This is a genomic window from Mycobacterium scrofulaceum (assembly GCF_001667885.1).
Lineage (GTDB): Bacteria > Actinomycetota > Actinomycetes > Mycobacteriales > Mycobacteriaceae > Mycobacterium > Mycobacterium scrofulaceum_C.
In genome coordinates this window covers 1-16,791 of sequence record NZ_LZJW01000111.1, presented here as the reverse complement: position 1 = coordinate 16,791, position 16,791 = coordinate 1, and the positions used below count along the sequence as shown (strand labels likewise).

At 69.1% G+C, this 16,791-nt stretch carries 18 protein-coding genes; 10 read left to right on the top strand and 8 right to left on the bottom strand.

All coding sequences use genetic code 11. From position 1 onward, the window contains the following. The first annotated feature begins 7 nt into the window (after positions 1-7). From folP to A5681_RS17285, 5 genes are all read left to right on the top strand, one after another. Entirely contained in the window at positions 8-832 is an 825-nt protein-coding gene (gene folP, locus A5681_RS17305; RefSeq protein ID WP_231996344.1) for a dihydropteroate synthase, read from the top strand. Continuing rightward, positions 829-1,815: a glucosyl-3-phosphoglycerate synthase gene (locus A5681_RS17300; RefSeq protein ID WP_067277485.1), complete on the top strand. Its 987-nt coding sequence runs from the start codon at positions 829-831 to the stop codon at positions 1,813-1,815. Before folP ends, A5681_RS17300 begins: the two co-directional genes overlap by 4 nt. A 50-nt stretch (positions 1,816-1,865) precedes the next feature. Further along, positions 1,866-2,213 carry a DivIVA domain-containing protein gene (locus A5681_RS17295; protein WP_067277480.1) on the top strand — a complete coding sequence of 116 codons (348 nt, stop codon included), beginning with the start codon at positions 1,866-1,868 and terminating at the stop codon, positions 2,211-2,213. A gap of 2 nt (positions 2,214-2,215) precedes the next feature. Next, positions 2,216-2,794: a DNA-3-methyladenine glycosylase I gene (locus A5681_RS17290; RefSeq protein ID WP_067277478.1), complete on the top strand. Its 579-nt coding sequence runs from the start codon at positions 2,216-2,218 to the stop codon at positions 2,792-2,794. Positions 2,795-2,987: 193 nt separating this feature from the next. Beyond that, entirely contained in the window at positions 2,988-3,161 is a 174-nt protein-coding gene (locus A5681_RS17285) for a DUF3117 domain-containing protein (RefSeq protein WP_003878471.1), read from the top strand. A gap of 23 nt (positions 3,162-3,184) precedes the next feature. Here A5681_RS17285 and glgA read toward each other — a convergent pair whose 3' ends face one another. Continuing rightward, the gene (glgA, locus tag A5681_RS17280) at positions 3,185-4,348 is read right to left on the bottom strand and encodes a glycogen synthase (protein WP_067277476.1); all 1,164 of its coding nucleotides are present in this window, start codon (positions 4,346-4,348) and stop codon (positions 3,185-3,187) included. Positions 4,349-4,497: 149 nt separating this feature from the next. Between glgA and glgC the strand changes: the two genes are divergently transcribed. Next, entirely contained in the window at positions 4,498-5,712 is a 1,215-nt protein-coding gene (gene glgC, locus A5681_RS17275) for a glucose-1-phosphate adenylyltransferase (RefSeq protein ID WP_067277474.1), read from the top strand. A gap of 104 nt (positions 5,713-5,816) precedes the next feature. On the opposite strand, the gene A5681_RS17270 is transcribed toward glgC, so the two are convergent. From A5681_RS17270 to A5681_RS17245, 6 genes are all read right to left on the bottom strand, one after another. Continuing rightward, the gene (locus tag A5681_RS17270) at positions 5,817-7,502 is read right to left on the bottom strand and encodes a CocE/NonD family hydrolase (protein ID WP_067277472.1); all 1,686 of its coding nucleotides are present in this window, start codon (positions 7,500-7,502) and stop codon (positions 5,817-5,819) included. An 18-nt stretch (positions 7,503-7,520) separates the two neighbouring features. Next, positions 7,521-8,195 (bottom strand): methyltransferase family protein, encoded by a 675-nt coding sequence (locus tag A5681_RS17265; RefSeq protein WP_067277470.1) that lies wholly within the window; start codon positions 8,193-8,195, stop codon positions 7,521-7,523. Positions 8,196-8,202: 7 nt separating this feature from the next. Then, a complete protein-coding gene (locus tag A5681_RS17260) occupies positions 8,203-9,846 on the bottom strand; it encodes an ABC transporter permease (protein ID WP_156738025.1) in 1,644 nt (547 codons plus the stop codon). Next, positions 9,843-10,757, bottom strand: coding sequence for an ABC transporter ATP-binding protein (locus A5681_RS17255; protein ID WP_067277468.1), 915 nt, complete (start codon positions 10,755-10,757; stop codon positions 9,843-9,845). Before A5681_RS17255 ends, A5681_RS17260 begins: the two co-directional genes overlap by 4 nt. Then, positions 10,747-11,385, bottom strand: a complete 639-nt coding sequence (locus A5681_RS17250) for a TetR/AcrR family transcriptional regulator (RefSeq protein WP_067277466.1) — start codon at positions 11,383-11,385, stop codon at positions 10,747-10,749. The genes A5681_RS17255 and A5681_RS17250 overlap by 11 nt, the downstream gene beginning before the upstream one ends. Before the next feature lie 169 nt (positions 11,386-11,554). Continuing rightward, positions 11,555-12,223, bottom strand: a complete 669-nt coding sequence (locus tag A5681_RS17245) for an O-methyltransferase (RefSeq protein WP_067277464.1) — start codon at positions 12,221-12,223, stop codon at positions 11,555-11,557. Between the two features lie 202 nt (positions 12,224-12,425). On the opposite strand from A5681_RS17245, the gene sigE reads away from it, so the two are divergent. From sigE to tatB, 4 genes are all read left to right on the top strand, one after another. After that, a complete protein-coding gene (gene sigE, locus A5681_RS17240; RefSeq protein WP_067277459.1) occupies positions 12,426-13,193 on the top strand; it encodes an RNA polymerase sigma factor SigE in 768 nt (255 codons plus the stop codon). A 105-nt stretch (positions 13,194-13,298) separates the two neighbouring features. Then, complete coding sequence (gene rseA / locus A5681_RS17235) at positions 13,299-13,694, top strand: anti-sigma E factor RseA (protein ID WP_067277456.1); 396 nt, start codon at positions 13,299-13,301, stop codon at positions 13,692-13,694. Positions 13,695-13,880: 186 nt separating this feature from the next. Beyond that, positions 13,881-15,407 carry a S1C family serine protease gene (locus tag A5681_RS17230; RefSeq protein WP_067277452.1) on the top strand — a complete coding sequence of 509 codons (1,527 nt, stop codon included), beginning with the start codon at positions 13,881-13,883 and terminating at the stop codon, positions 15,405-15,407. Next, positions 15,408-15,800, top strand: coding sequence for a Sec-independent protein translocase protein TatB (tatB, locus tag A5681_RS17225; protein ID WP_067277449.1), 393 nt, complete (start codon positions 15,408-15,410; stop codon positions 15,798-15,800). On the opposite strand, the gene A5681_RS17220 is transcribed toward tatB, so the two are convergent. Further along, positions 15,801-16,791: Mrp/NBP35 family ATP-binding protein (locus A5681_RS17220; protein WP_067277447.1), on the bottom strand; the 991-nt coding region annotated here is incomplete at its 5' end.

Sequence of the window (16,791 nt, the reverse complement as noted above, 5' to 3'; positions counted from 1 at the left end):
GCTGATCATGGCGATCGTCAACCGCACCCCCGACTCGTTCTACGACAAGGGTGCGACCTTCAGCGACGAGGCCGCCCGGTCCGCCGCGCACCGGGCCGTCGCCGAGGGGGCCGACGTCATCGACGTCGGCGGTGTCAAAGCAGGCCCCGGCCAGGAGGTCGACGCCGACACCGAGATCGCCCGGTTGATCCCGTTCATCGAGTGGCTGCGCGACGCCTACCCCGACCAGCTGATCAGCGTGGACACCTGGCGCTCCGAGGTGGCCAAGGTGGCGTGCGCGGCCGGGGCGGACCTGATCAACGACACCTGGGGCGGCATCGACCCGGAACTGGCGGCGGTCGCCGCGGAGTTCGGCGTGGGGCTGGTGTGTTCGCACACCGGCGGGGCGCTGCCCCGCACCCGCCCGTTCCGGGTGAGCTATGGAACCAGCACCCGCGGGGTGGTCGACGACGTCATTCGCCAGGTCACCGCCGCCGCCGAGCGCGCGGTCGCGAGCGGGGTGGCCCGCGACCGGGTGCTGATCGACCCGGCCCACGACTTCGGCAAGAACACCTTCCACGGGCTGCTGCTGTTGCGGCACCTGAGCGATCTTGTTAATACCGGATGGCCCGTGCTGATGGCTTTGAGTAACAAGGACTTCGTCGGGGAGACTCTGGGGGTGGAATTGACCGAGCGGCTCGAGGGCACGTTGGCGGCCACCGCGCTGGCGGCGGCCGCCGGGGCGCGAATGTTCCGCGTCCACGAGGTCGCCGCGACCCGACGGGTGCTCGAAATGGTCGCCTCGATCCAGGGAATCCGCGCGCCGGCGCGCACGGTCAGGGGGCTGGCATGACGGCATCCGACCTGTTCGCCGGCGACCTCACCGACGCGGTGCTGGCCGCCCGTCCGGGCGACACCTGGCTGGCGGACCGCAGCTGGAACCGTCCCGGCTGGACGGTCGCCGAACTCGAGGCGGCGAAGGCGGGCCGCACCATCTCGGTGGTGCTGCCGGCCCTCGACGAAGAAGAGACGATCGAATCGGTGGTCGACAGCATCTCACCGCTGGTCGACGGGCTGGTCGACGAGCTGATCGTGCTCGACTCCGGCTCGACGGATGACACCGAGATCCGCGCCGTCGCCGCGGGCGCCCGCGTGGTCAGCCGGGAGCAGGCGTTGCCCGAGGTGCCGATCCGGCCGGGCAAGGGCGAGGCGCTGTGGCGTTCGCTGGCGGCCACCAGCGGTGACATCGTCGTGTTCGTCGACTCCGACCTGATCAACCCGCACCCGATGTTCGTGCCGTGGCTGGTCGGCCCGCTGTTGATGGGCGACGGCATCCACCTGGTCAAAAGCTTCTACCGGCGCCCGCTGCGCGTCGGCGACGTGGCCGGCGCGACCGGAGGGGGGCGGGTCACCGAGCTGGTGGCCCGGCCGCTGCTCGCCGCGCTGCGGCCGGAGCTGGGCGGCATTCTGCAGCCGCTCGGCGGGGAGTACGCCGCCACCCGCGAACTGCTCACGTCGGTGCCGTTCGCGCCGGGCTACGGCGTGGAGATCGGCCTGCTGCTGGACACCTTCGACCGGCTGGGCCTGGGGGCGATCGCCCAGGTCAACCTCGGTGTGCGGGAGCACCGCAACCGGCCGCTGGCCGAGCTGGGCGCGATGAGTCGGCAGGTCATCGCGACCCTGCTCTCGCGCTGCGGGGTCCCCGACTCCGGCGTCGGGCTGACGCAGTTCTTCGCCGACGACACCGAGGGCACCGACTTTCAGGGCTACACCCAGCGCACGTCGCCGGTGTCGCTCGCGGACCGGCCGCCGATGAAGGTCTTGCGGCCGCGCTAAGGCCCCGCTGCGTCATCGCGGTGTCGGTGCCATAGGGCAATATCGACGACGTGGCGTTGGTGTTGCTCTACCTGGTGGTGCTGGTGCTGGTGGCGATCGTGCTGTTCGGCGCGGCGAGTCTGCTGTTCGGACGGGGTGAACAGCTGCCGCCCCTGCCGCGCGGGACGACCGCGACGGTGTTGCCCGCCTACGGTGTGACCGGCGCGGACGTCGACGCCGTCAAGTTCACCCAGGTGCTGCGCGGATACAAGACCAGCGAGGTGGACTGGGTGCTGGACCGGCTCGCCCGCGAGCTCGAGGCGCTGCGTGGCCAGCTGGCCGCGGTGCACGCCCCCGCGAAGGCCGAAGACGAACCCGAGGCCGTGGAACCCGGGGACGGCGACGATCGTCAGGACTAGATGTGAGCGATGACGGGCTGGTTCGGTGTAGCTGGGCGGCCATCCGGCCGGGACCCGATTTCGAGATGTACCGCGATTACCACGACCAGGAGTGGGGCCGCGCGGTGCACGACGGGGTGGCGCTCTTCGAGCGGATGAGCCTGGAGGCCTTCCAGAGCGGGCTGTCGTGGCTGATCATCCTGCGCAAACGGGAGAACTTCCGGCGCGCGTTCGCCGGCTTCGATTTCGAGCGGGTCGCCGGGTACACCGACGCCGACGTGCAGCGGCTGATGGCCGACACGGGGATCGTGCGCAACCGCGCGAAGATCGACGCGACCATCGCGAACGCCCGCGCCGCCGCTGAGCTGGGAACTCCCGAGGACCTGTCGAAGCTGCTGTGGTCGTTCGCGCCGGAACCGCGCCCCCGGCCGGCCGACGGCTCCCAGATTCCCTCGGCCACTGAGGAATCGAAGGCCATGGCGCGTGAGCTCAAGCGGCGCGGGTTCCGCTTCGTCGGGCCGACCACGGCCTATGCGTTGATGCAGGCGACCGGGATGGTCGACGACCATATCCGCGGTTGTTGGGTGCCTTCCTCCCGCTGACGGCGCGGGCCGCGAACGGCCCGCTAAGCCCGGAGAACCGGGTCTTTGTTCAACTCGTGACCTGGATAGGGAACAATAGAGGGGTGATTTGGCAGTTCGATGTCGGGTATGGCTGGAAAATCGCTGGCGGGGCATGCTCGGCGCCGACCAGGCCCGCAAAGGCGGGCCAGCTCGAACCTGGAGGGAGCACTCGATGGCGGCGATGAAGCCCCGGACCGGCGACGGTCCTCTGGAAGCAACCAAGGAGGGGCGCGGCATCGTGATGCGGGTACCACTTGAGGGAGGCGGACGACTGGTCGTCGAGCTGACGCCCGACGAAGCCGCCGCCCTCGGTGACGAACTCAAGGGTGTCACGAGCTCCAGCTGACCGCGCGCCGACGGACGGCTGCGCTACGCACACACCTTTCGGTAGATCTCCAGGGTCTGCTCGGCGACGTAAGCCCAGGAGAACTCCTCGACGCAGCGCTGCCGACCCGCCTCGCCGTAGCGCTTCGCCCGCTCGGGATCCGCGACGAGCTCATTGACCGCTTCGGCCAGCCTGGCCTGATAACCGGTCGGGTCGCTGGGGTCGTAATGCACCAGCAATCCGGTCACCCCGTCGGCGACCACCTCCGGTATCCCGCCGACGTCCGACGCCACCACGGCCGTCGCGCATGCCATTGCCTCCAGGTTCACGATGCCCAGCGGCTCATACACCGAGGGGCACACGAATACCGTTGCCGCCGATAATATTTCGCGCAGCTCCCCAATGGGCAGCATCTCCCGGACCCAGAACACGCCCCGTCGGCTATCGGCCAGGCGCGCCACCGCGGACCGCATCTCGTCGGCGATCTCCGGGGTGTCGGGGGCGCCCGCGCACAGCACCACCTGCACCTCGGGGTCGAAGTGGTGCGCCGCCGCGACCAGGTGCGCGACGCCCTTCTGCCGGGTGATTCGGCCGACGAACGCCACGATGGGCCGGTCCGGGTCGACCCCGAGCTCGGCCAACAGCGACCCCGTTTGCATCGGCCCGGCGGGATGCCAGACATCGGTGTCGACCCCGTTGCGGATGACGTGCACCAGGCTGGGATCCAAGGCGGGGTAGACCCGCAGGATGTCTTCGCGCATCGCGGAGCTCACCGCGATGACGGCGTCCGCGGCCTGGACGGCGGTGTGCTCCACCCACGTCGAGATGCGGTAGCCGCCGCCGAGCTGCTCGGCCTTCCACGGCCGCAGCGGCTCGAGCGAATGGGCGGTCAGGACGTGCGGGATGTCGTGCAGCAGGGCGGCCAGATGGCCGGCCATGCCGGTGTACCAGGTGTGCGAATGCACGACGCTGGCGGCCGACGCGGCGTTGGCCATCAACAGGTCCGAGGACAACGTCGACAGCGCCGGGTTGGCGCCCTGCAGGCGCGGATCGGGCTGGTGCACGAAGGCGTTCGGCCGCGGCGCGCCCATGCAGTGCACGTCGACCGCGCACAGTCGGCGCAGTTGGGCGACCAGTTCGGTGACGTGTACACCGGCTCCCCCGTAGACCTCCGGTGGGTACTCCCGAGTCATCATCGCCACCCGCATACCCGCACGGTAGTTCGGCGTCGGCGGGGCCCGCGAGTCGGGCTGGACAATCGGCTGGAAACCAACGACATTGACGGACAGCTGCGCAGCCGGCCGCCAATAGAGCGGTCCCTCTGGCAGCGGTTCGCGACGGCCGATAGGTTTGAACCATGAGGGAAGCGCCACACGTGCTGGGCATTGTCCTGGCCGGGGGTGAGGGCAAGCGGCTGTATCCGCTCACCGCGGATCGGGCCAAGCCCGCGGTTCCCTTCGGCGGCGCCTACCGGCTGATCGACTTCGTGCTGTCCAACCTCGTCAATGCCCGCTATTTGCGGATCTGCGTTCTCACCCAGTACAAGTCGCATTCACTGGACCGTCACATTTCGCAGAACTGGCGGTTGTCGGGTCTGGCCGGTGAGTACATCACGCCGGTGCCCGCGCAGCAGCGGCTGGGCCCGCGCTGGTACACCGGTTCCGCCGACGCGATCTACCAGTCGCTCAACCTGATCTACGACGAAGACCCCGACTACATAGTCGTTTTCGGCGCCGACCACGTCTACCGGATGGACCCCGAGCAGATGGTCCAGTTCCACATCGAAAGTGGGGCAGGGGCAACGGTGGCCGGCATCCGGGTGCCGCGCGGCGAGGCCAGCGCTTTCGGTTGCATCGACGCCGACGACTCCGGCCGCATCCGCGATTTCGTGGAGAAGCCCCTGGATCCTCCGGGCGTCCCGGACGACCCCGAGTCGACCTTCGTGTCGATGGGCAACTACATCTTCACCACGAAGGTCCTCATCGACGCCATCCGCGCCGATGCCGACGACGACCACTCCGATCACGACATGGGCGGCGACATCATCCCGCGACTGGTCGACGACGGAATGGCCGCGGTGTACGACTTCAACGACAACGAGGTGCCCGGTGCCACCGACCGCGACCGGGCCTACTGGCGTGACGTGGGGACGCTGGATGCCTTCTACGACGCGCACATGGACCTGGTGTCGGTGCATCCGGTGTTCAACCTCTACAACAAGCGCTGGCCGATCCGCGGCGAGTCGGAGAACCTGGCCCCGGCCAAATTCGTCAACGGCGGGTCGGCGCAGGAGTCGGTCGTCGGCGCCGGCAGCATCATTTCGGCCGCCTCGGTGCGTAACTCGGTGCTGTCGTCCAACGTCGTGGTCGACGACGGCGCGATCGTTGAGGGCAGCGTGATCATGCCGGGCGCCCGGGTCGGCCGGGGCGCCGTGGTGCGCCACGCCATCCTGGACAAGAACGTGGTCGTCGGACCGGGCGAGATGGTGGGCGTGGATCTGGAGAGGGACCGCGAGCGTTTCGCGATCAGCGCCGGCGGCGTCGTCGCGGTGGGCAAGGGCGTCTGGATCTAGTGGCGATCGCGAGCGCGGCGTAGCCGGGCGAAGCGGGTCGCCACCATCGGGTTAGGCGATCGCGAGCGCGGCGTAGCCGGGCGAAGCGGGTCGCCACCATCGGGTTAGGGGATCTCCGGGATCAGCAGGTGCGCGTCGTAGCGCGGCCCCCAAAGCAGTCTGATGCGCCCGGGCGGGGAGCCGGCGTAGGCCGCGGGAAGCTGTCCGGTGAGCGGGTTTCTCGGGCACAACCATCGCCCGGCGACCACCAGCCGCAGCTGCTCGCCGGCGCGGAACAGCGTCGCGGACGGGCCCAGCGCGACATTGACCTCGACCGCCTCGTGAGCGGAAACCGGCTGCGGGTCGGTGCACGCCGCGACGGGTTCCCACGGCCGCGAAAGCTTCGGGTCCAGCGCCCGCAGCGCGACCCGCTGCCACCCGGTGGTCACCCTGTCGCGGCCGTAGCCGTAGGAGCCCTCGAATCCGACGAACCGCCCGCCACGCCACTTCTCCACGCCGACGAACAGGTTGGCGTCGTTGCACCCGTCCAGCTCGATCCACAGCCGCGCAGCCATCGGGCCGGTCAGCTCGACGTCCGCAGGCACCGTCCAGCTGAAAGCAGCTGCGCCGGAACGGGTTTCGAACACAATGTCACCGTCGACCGGCGGCCGCTGGGCAGTCAGCAGCCCATCCCCGGCCAAATACATTGGGCGCCAACGGGTCCGCGCGAGCGGCCATTCGGCCTCTTCGCGCACCGCGGCGACCGTGTCGCGGTCTTCACGGACTTCGAGGCGGACGCTGCGAGAACCGGGTGCCCCGTCCAGCACCGCGCGAAAGAACGCCAGCTGCTCGGCGAGCGCTGGCGCGGAGTAGAACGTGGCCCACTTGCCGGCGCGGTGGGTGTAGAGGCGGGCGTGGCCGGAGGCCGCCTGGGTGAACGCGCGGATGGAGCCGCGACTGTGCAGGTTGTTGTCGGAGAAGCTGCCGCACACCAGCATCGGCACGTCGACCGCCGAGAGATCCGGCACCAGCGAGCGCCAGAATTCGTCGCGCAGCGGGTGGGCGTCCTGCATCCGTTCCAGGTCGTAGGCCTGGCGGGTGTCGCGCCGCACGTTGCGCGACCACAACCGGGTGAAACCCCGTTCGGCGACGCCGCCGGGAAAGGTGAGGTCGCGGTATGCGTCGGTGAAGCCTTCCCACGGGCAGATCGCCCGCAGCGCAGGCGGTCGCAGGGCCGCGGCGGCGTACTGGCTGATGGCCAGGTACGACACCCCAAGCATGACGACCCGCCCGTCGCTCCACGGCTGCGCGGCGATCCACTGCACCAGGTCGTAGGTGTCCTCGGCCTCCCGCCCCGACAACAGCTCCCCGGTGCCGTCGGAGTGACCGCAGCCCCGCGAGTCGGCGTTTACCACGACGAAGCCCTGCGCGGTCCACCACGCGGGATCGGGCGCCTCCCAGCCGGTCAGCGCCGAGAACGTCACCGGTCGCGGCTGGCGCAGTATTCGGTACTGGATGGAGAACGTCCAACCGTTGCCGCGCCGCCGCTTCGGGAGATCGTCCTTGCCGTACGGGTGAATGCTGAGAATGACGGGCCGGGGGCCGGCGTCGGCATGCCGGAAGAGGTTGATCCGCAATGCCGTTCCATCGCGGGTGGGCACGGCGACGTCACGTTCGACGTCGACCTCGGCCGGTGGGTCGGTCACCGTGACGGGCGGCTTGGCGATGCCGCGTATCCGGCTCAGCGCGTAGCGGAGGGCGCCGGGGCGACGCCACGGCCGATCTCGGGCGGGCGCGGAAGTGCGGGCCACGCGATCAGATTAAGCGGCTCACCACACGCTTGGCAGCAGGCGATAGCGGACGCGTTGCGCGTATTCGCGGTAGCCCGGGAGCTCCGTCTTCAGCAGCTTTTCCTCGTCGAGAATGCGCAGCACGAGGATCGCGACACCCGGGACGACCAGCAGAAGCGCCCAGTATGAGCCCAGCGCCAGGGGCATCCCGACCATCATGATCACGTTCCCCGCGTACATCGGGTGCCTGACGACCCGGTAGAGACCGTCGGACGCGACCTTCTGGCCGCTCTCCACCGTGACCGTCGCAGCGGCATAACTGTTCTCGATGATCACCCGCATGGCGATGGCCAGGCCGGCGGCCATCAAGATGTCACCGACCACGCACAGCCACACCGGCACCGTCGACCAACCCATCCGATGATCGAACGCGCTGAACGCCATGACCACGAAGAGGGTGCCGAACGCGCCGGCACTGATGATCTTTTGGGCCGTCCGGGTTTCCGCCTGGGGGCCCGCATGCATGCGCCGTTGCAGGGCCGCCGGGTGTTTGCGCGCCAAATAGATTGTGGGAACGATCGATACCACCGTGAACAGGGCGATGAAAACCCAGCCCTGCCAATAGCGGAAGGTGCCGGCCGGCAGGAACAGGACCAAAGCGTAGGCGGCGATTCCGAGAATCGATGATGCCGCCAGTCGAACACCGATCTTCATGACGCTCCTAAACTCGCAGATCGCGTCGTCGAAAAGCCACCGCTCCCAGGCCGATCAGTGTGGCATCTATGACGAGCAACCACAACAGTGGCGTGGCCGTGAAATCGCCGCTGACGCGCGGTATGTGGGCGAACGGCTCGAGGTCGAGCAACCATTGTGAGAACCCGGCCAGGGAACCGATCAGGTACAAGGCGATGAACCCGACCAGAACGCCCCACGCCACGGGCGTGAATCGCGGCGCGAGCCCGAACACGGCGACGGTCACCGCGCACAACAACCAGACGGCGGGCAGCTGCACCACCGCGCTTCCCATCACGACGGCCACCTTGCCGCCGACGTCGCCGGCCGCGGCGCCGTAGACGAGCCCACCCGCCAGCCCGCTGAGCAGCATCGCGACCGCGGATCCGAGCAGCGCGGCCAGCACGTGGCTGGCCAGCCAACGGGTTCGCGACACCGCGCCGGCCAGCGTCGCCTCGGCGCGTTGCGCCGACTCCTCCTGGTGCAGCCGCAGCGTCAGCGAAATCGCGAACGCGGCGGCCGCCATGCCCATCATGGTGAAGGCGACGGCGATGAAAGCCTCCGCCAAGGCGTTGGTGCCGCCCATCCGGACGACGATGTCGCGCGCGGCGTTGCTGTCGCCGAGCTCGTCGCCGATGCCGTGCACCACGCTGCCCATCAGCACGCCGTAGAGGCACAGGCCCACGGTCCACAGGACCAGGGCACCGCGGTCCAGCCGCCACGCCAGCCCGAACACGTTGCCCAGCGCCGGGGCGGCGGAGCCGGGACCGGGGCGTTCCGCGAACAGGCCGGCGCCCACGTCGCGGTTCGCGAGGAGCCGGTAGGCCACCGCGGTGAAGGCGACCGTCGTCGCCAGATGCAGCAGCAGCACCGGCCAGTGATCGCCCGCGTAGGGCCGGACCTGCAGCGACCAGCCCAGCGGCGAGACCCAGGACAGCGCGCCCGAACCGGCGTCCCCGAGGGCGCGCAGCGTGAACGCCGCTGCCAGGACCGCGAACGCGGCGCCGCGGGCGGACCGCGCGCTCGGCGACACTTGGGCGGCCACCGCGGCGACGGCGGTGAACACCAGGCCCGAGCAGGCCAGCGCCGCGCCGAAGGCGAGCGACCCGCCCGGGGCCACGTCGGTGGTGAGCAGCCCCGCCGCGCCGATGACGCCGGTGGCGACGCTGGCCCCGAAGGACAACAGCAGGGCGGCGCTGAGGCTGGCGTAGCGCCCGACCGCGGTCGAGTCCACGAGCTCGGTCCGGCCGGCCTCCTCGTCGGCGCGGGTGTGCCGGATGACGGTCAGGATGACGGCCACCGAGATCAGCAGGTGGAACATCCCGGCCTTCCAAATGCCCACCGCGCCAAGGCTGTCGTTGTAGATCTGCCCGTAGAGCGCACGCTGGGCGGGGCTGGCCATGATGGAAGCCGCGAACCCGGCGCGCGCCGTCTGGGTGGGGTAGACCTTTTCGATGCTGCCGACGTACACCGTTGCCAGCGGCACCGAGAGCAGCAGCACCCACAGCGGCAGCGAGATCCGGTCGCGCCGTAGGTAGAGGCGCAGCATGCCCAGCGTTCCCGTGAAGTTCGGCCGCCGTTGCGGTGCCGGGTGGGCCGGGCGGTGTGACCGATCCAAGGTTGCGGTGCTCATGACGCCGAGACCTTGTCCGCGGTGTCGTAGTGGCGCAGGAAGAGTTCCTCGAGCGTCGGCGGCTGGCTGACGAGGCTGCGCACGCCCGCGTCGCCCAGCGCCCGGATCAGCTCTCCGAGGCTCTCGCCGTCGACCTGGGCGCGCACGGTGTTGCCTTCGACGCTGACGTCCTCGACTCCCTTGATTCGCGTGAGGTCGCCGGGGTCGCCGGTCATTTCGGCCCTGATCGAGGTGCGGCTGAGATGCCGCATCGACTCCAGCGAACCGCTCTCGACGGTCCTGCCGGCCCGGATGATGGTCACCCTTTCGCACAGCGCCTCGGTCTCGGCCAGGATGTGGCTGGACAACAAGATGGTCGCGCCGCGGTCGCGCGCCTCGGCGACGCATTGCTGAAAGACGTTCTCCATCAACGGGTCCAGGCCGCTGCTCGGCTCGTCCAGCAGCAGCAGGCGGGCGCGGGACGAGAAGGCGGAGATCAGCGAGACTTTCTGTCGGTTGCCCTTCGAATACGTCCGCGCCTTCTTGTGGGGGTCGAGGTCGAAGCGCTCGATCAACTCGGCGCGCCGTCTCTCGTCGATGCCACCGCGCATGCGGGCCAGCATGTCGATGGTCTCCCCGCCGGTCAGCGTCGGCCACAGCGTGACATCGCCGGGTACGTAAGCGATCTGGCGATGTAGGGCGACCGCGTCGGTCCACGGGTCGCCGCCGAGCAGCCGAATGCTGCCGCCGTCGGCCTTGACCAGGCCGAGCAGGATGCGGATGGTCGTCGATTTACCCGCGCCGTTGGGGCCCAGGAAGCCATGGACTTCGCCTTCCCGCACAGTCAGGTTGAGGCCGTCCAGGGCGCGCACGGCTCCGAAGTTCTTTGTCAGCCCACGGATTTCGATGGGCGCGACACTGTCAACTGGCATGTGATCCTCCTTGATCTTCGGCGGCCAGGAATGCGTCGTACATGGTGCGGTCCACCATCAGGCCCTCGCTGTAGATCTCGAGGGCCGGCAGGATCATGTCCCTGGCGTAATCGCGCAGGACCGCCCGCAAATCCGTTGGTGTGTCGTGCATTTGCATGTAGAGCAAGAGGCCGCCGCCTCCCGTGATGCCGAGGTATTTGGCCCTGGCCTTCGGATCGCGGCTGGGCTTGATCGTCCCGGCGCGCACGCCCTCTTCCATGTATTCTTCGGCGTTGTCAATCATCTTCTGCCACAACATCTTCGCCAGGTCGCCACCCGTCTGCATGCTGCGCAACAGGTAGGCCGTCAGCGGGGCGAATTCCTCGATCTCGGCGAGCTGCGCGAACCAGGTGGCGGGGTCGTTGGACCGCATCGCCTCCGACTTGCTGCTGCGGATCTCTTCGGCGACGTAGTCATCGCAGGCCTTGCGCAGGCCTTCCTTGGAGCCGAAGTGGTGGATGACCAGCGCGGCGCTCACCCCCGCGGCTTCGGCGATGGCCCGCAGTCCCACGCCGAAGCCGTGCTGTCCGAACTGCTCGATGGCCGCGTCGCGGATTCGAGCGGTTGCGGTCAGGTCGGCTGAACGCATGTTCAGTACACTAAACATCCGTTCAGTCGGGAGTCAAGGCGGTATCGCGTCAAGACTTCGTATAGATCGGTCGGCCGCGTCTCCGACCGTCACCGAACGTGCGCTCAGTGCGAAATTTCGGTCAGAAGTTCGCAGTCAGAGCACGCTGGGCGCAGCTAGGCACTGCGATCTACTCGCGGACCGCGGCCAGAATCCCGTCGCCCAGCGGCACCAGGGCGGGCGTCAGCCGCTCGTCCTCGGCGATCAGCCGTGCCGCTTCCCGCACCGCGACCACCTCGGCGTCGCGGGCGGCGGGGTCACCGGCACGCCCGCCGAGGGCGGCCCGATGCACCACGATGACGCCGCCGGATCGCAGCAGTCGGATGCCCTCGACGACGTAATCGGGCTGATCGATCGGGTCGGCGTCGACGAACACCAGGTCGTAGGACTCGTCGGCCAGCCGGGTCAGCACGTCTTGGGCGCGGCCGCTGATCAACCGGGTGCGCGACGGCCCGATCCCGGCTTCGGAGAAGGCCTGCTTGGCCAGCCGCAGGTACTCGGGCTCGATGTCGATCGTCGTCAAGACGCCGTCGTCGCTCATGCCGGACAGCAACCAGAGTCCGCTGACCCCGGCGCCGGTACCCACCTCCGCCACGGCCTTGCCGCCGCTGAGTTTGGCCAGCAGGCTCAGCAGCGCCCCCACCGCCGGCGTCACCGCGCCCGCCCCGATGTCCACTGCCCGTTCGCGGGCGGCCGCCAGCAGCGCATCCTCCGAGATCGACCCCTCGGCGTGCGCGAAGAGGGATTCGGCTCGACTGGGCGCCGGCTGGCCAGGGGTCTCTGCGTCGGTGCCGTCCATGCCCGCAGCGTATTCCACTTCGGTGCGCACCCCGGCATGGCACGCCTAAGCCGCGCCGCCTGGACACGCCCGGCGAAGCGACTGCGTTTAACTTCACCCCGCGGCGGATATGTCCTGCACAGCGCTGGTAACGAAATGGTTTCTCAGGCTGAGCTCAGACTGTTCATATATCGCACATACGCCCATACGCGACGGTGTCCCTATGGATCGCGGAGCGGGTGGGACCGGGAATACGGATTGGCGGCTGCGTGTTGCCGCCGGTGACGACTTGTCGCTTTGTGACAGGACGGATTCGGAGGATTCGATCATCACCACGCTTTTGGGCCCGACCAGCATGTCGCACCCGCAAGACTGCCCCGCCGACGAATGGGTGGAGCCGTCCGACGGGCTGCAGGGCACCGCGGTTTTCGACGCGACTGGGGACAAGTCCACGATGCCCTCGTGGGACGAGCTGGTGCGTCAGCACGCCGACCGGGTCTACCGGCTGGCTTACCGCCTCTCGGGCAACCAGCACGACGCGGAAGACCTCACGCAGGAAACCTTCATCCGGGTTTTTCGGTCGGTGCAGAACTACCAGCCGGGAACGTTCGAAGGCTGGCTGCACCGCATCACCACCAACCTGTTCCTCGACATGGTGCGCCGCCGCGCCCGCATCCGGATGGAGGCGCTGCCCGAGGATTACGAGCGCGTGCCCGCCGATGAGCCGAATCCCGAGGAGATCTACCACGATTCGCGGCTCGGGCCGGACCTGCAGGCCGCCCTGGATTCGCTGCCGCCGGAATTCCGCGCCGCCGTTGTGCTGTGTGACATCGAGGGCCTTTCCTACGAGGAGATCGGCGCGACGCTGGGCGTAAAGCTCGGCACCGTGCGCAGCCGCATCCACCGCGGACGTCAGGCGCTGCGCGACTACCTGGCCGCTCATCCACAGCCGGGCACCGGCCGCGAGGCGTTGCACGCCGAGTCCGCCTAGGGTTCGCCGCCTGGGCGCGAGCCAGCGGCTTTGCGCTCTTGAACGCGATATTGCGCGCCCCCTCGCGCTACATTCGAGGGGTAGGCGCAACGAAAGGACCCGGTGATGCCCGATCGAGGACATCTGTTCCGCCGCGCGTTCTCTTGGCTTCCCGCCCAGTTCGCCTCCCAGAGCGATGCCCCCGTCGGCGCGCCGCGCCAGTTCGGCTCCACCGAGCACCTTTCCGTCGAGGCCATCGCGGCGTTCGTCGACGGTGAGCTGCGGATGAACGCGCACCTGCGGGCGGCCCATCACCTGTCGCTGTGCCCGCAGTGCGCCGCCGAGGTCGACGGTCAGAGCCGGGCCCGTGCGGCGCTGCGCGATTCGCACCCGATTCGCATCCCGAGCGCGCTGCTCGGGCTGCTCGCCGAGATTCCCTACGATTCGCCCGACGACGCGACCACCCGGGCGTCCGATCGTTTTGCTGACCGCGACGCCCGTGAGCAGCGCAAGCGCCCGTAGCTGCACGCCTTCCGAATGAGCCCCCGTCATTGATCCAGCCCGATTTTGCGCACCCCGCCCGCGCGCTCATGGGCGACCGGTCCCGAACCGTGGATACTAGGGTGGACACGACCATGCCGGTGTCGTGGGTATCGCCCGGTGCAGGGCCTGTCTCGAGCGCTCAAGAAGAGGATCCAAAGGGATAACGTGACCTCCGATCAAGGCTTCGATCAGAAGCAGGACAGCGGCAAGAACAGCGGCAACCGCCTAGCGCCGCGCCCCGTCTCCCGTCCACCGGTGGACCCCGCATCGCGCCAACTGTTCAGCCGTCCCGATGGGCTGCGGGGCTCCTTCGTGGCCGATCGGGTCCGCCCGCAGAAGTATCGGGACCAATCCGAATTTTCCCCCCACGACGAGCCGGCCGATCCGGTCCTGCAAGAGGCGTTCAGCCGTCCCGTCGGAAGCCCCGACTCATTGCAGCGCCACCCCGTCGACGCCGGCGCGCTGGCGGCCGAGAAGGACGGGGCGGAGCCCGACGAAACCGACGACCCCTGGCGCGACCCGTCGGCCGCCGCGGCGCTGGGCACCCCGGCGGTCGCCCCCGCGGGTCCCCGCGGTCCGCAGGGTTACAGCGGCAAGCTCGGCGTGCGCGACGTGCTTTTCGGCGGCAAGGTGTCCTACCTGGCGTTGCTCGCCCTGCTGCTGATCGCGCTGCTGATCGGCGTCATCGGCGGGGTGATCGGGCGCAAGACGGCCGAGGTCGCCGAGGCGTTCACCACCTCAAAGGTGACTCTGTCGACCAACGGCAACGGTGAAGGCCCGGCCGGCCGGTTCGCCAAGGTGGCGGCGGCGACGGCCAACGCGGTGGTCACCATCGAGTCCAAGAGCGACCAGGAGGGCATGCAGGGCTCGGGCGTGGTGGTCGACGGACGCGGCTACATCATCACCAACAACCACGTGATCTCCGAGGCGGCCAACAACCCCAGCCAGTTCAAGACGACCGTGGTATTCAACGACGGTAAGGAAGTGCCCGCCAACCTGGTCGGTCGCGATCCGAAGACCGACCTGGCCGTGCTGAAGGTCGACAATGTCGACAACCTGAGCGTGGCCCGGTTCGGTGACTCGGACAAGGTGAGCGTCGGCGACGAGGTCCTCGCGGCGGGTGCGCCGCTGGGACTGCGCAGCACCGTGACCCACGGCATCATCAGCGCCCTGCACCGTCCCGTCCCGTTGTCGGGTGAGGGCTCGGACACCGACACCGTCATCGACGCGCTGCAGACCGACGCGTCGATCAACCACGGGAACTCCGGCGGCCCGCTGATCGATATGGACTCGCAGGTGATCGGCATCAACACCGCGGGTAAGTCCTTGTCGGACAGCGCAAGTGGGTTGGGCTTCGCCATCCCCATCAACGAGGCCAAGATGGTGGCCCAGACGCTGATCAAAGACGGCAAGATCGTGCACCCGACGTTGGGTATCAGCACCCGGTCGGTGAGCAACGCGATCGCCTCCGGCGCGCAGGTCGCCAACGTGAAGGCCGGCAGCCCCGCGCAAAAGGGCGGGATTCTGGAGAACGACGTGATCGTCAAGGTCGGTAACCGCAAGGTCGCCGACGCCGACGAGTTCGTCGTCGCCGTGCGGCAGTTGACCATCGGCCAGGACGCCCCGGTCGAGGTGGTCCGCGACGGTCGGCACGTCACCCTGACCGTCAAGCCCGACCCCGACGGCAGCTAGATGTTCGGCAGCCTGAGCTGGGAGCACATCCTGGTCCTCGTGGTGGTCGGGCTGGTGGTCCTGGGCCCGGAGCGGCTCCCCGGCGCGATCCGCTGGACGTCGACCGCGCTGCGGCAGGCCCGCGACTACCTGAGTGGGGTGACCACCCAGCTGCGCGAAGACCTCGGGCCCGAGTTCGACGACCTGCGCGTTCCGCTGAGCGAATTGCAGAGACTGCGGGGGATGACCCCCCGCGCCGCGCTGACCAAGCACCTGCTGGACGGCGACGACTCCTTCTTCACCGGCAACTTCGACCGGCCGGTCAGCGGGGCGGCGGCCGGTGCGCCGGAGCCGCCCGCACCGGTCGAACAACGCGCCCCCGGCCAGACCCCGTTCGACGCCGACGCGACCTGATCAGGGCAAGCGCCGCGTCGGGTCGAGCCCGAGGGACACGCCCGCCAAACCGCGCCGACGCGCCGACAGCTTGTCGGCCACGCTGCGCAATTCCTTGCCCGCCGGGGAGTCGGGGGCGCTCAGCACGATCGGGGTGCCGGAATCACCGGCGGCCACCAGGGCCGGATCCAACGGGATCTGGCCCAGCAGCGGAACATCGGCACCCACCGCGCGGGACAGCCGCTCGGCCACCTGCCGGCCGCCGCCCTCGCCGAACACCTGCATCGTCGAACCGTCCGGCAGCGTGAGGCCCGACATGTTCTCCACCACGCCGGCGAGGCGCTGCCGGGTTTGCATCGCGATGCTGCCCGCCCGCTCGGCGACCTCGGCCGCGGCCAGTTGCGGCGTGGTCACCACCATCAGCTCGGCGCTGGGGATCAGCTGCGCCACCGAGATGGCGATGTCTCCGGTGCCCGGCGGCAGGTCCAGCAGCAGGACGTCCAGATCGCCCCAGTAGACGTCGGCCAAGAACTGTTGCAACGCCCGGTGCAGCATCGGCCCACGCCACACCACCGGGGTGTTGCCCTCGGTGAACTGGGCGATCGAGATGACCTTCACCTCGTGGGCGATGGGCGGCAGGATCATCGACTCGACCTGGGTGGGCCGGTCGGTGGTGCCCATCATCCGCGGGATGGAGTGGCCGTGGATATCGGCATCCAGCACGCCTACGGACAGGCCGCGCGCCGCCATCGCGGCGGCCAGGTTCACGGTCACGGTGGACTTTCCCACCCCGCCCTTGCCGGACGCGACCGCATAGACCCGGGTCAGCGAGTTCGGCTGGGCGAAGGGGATGACGGGCTCACGAGCATCGCCGCGCAACTGCTTGCGCAATTCGGTGCGCTGCTCGTCGTTCATCACGTCCAGGGTGACTTTGACGGCGCCCGTGCCCGGGACGTCGGAGACGGCCTGGGTGACCCGCTCGCTGATTTCCGTCTTCTTCGGGCAGGCGGCC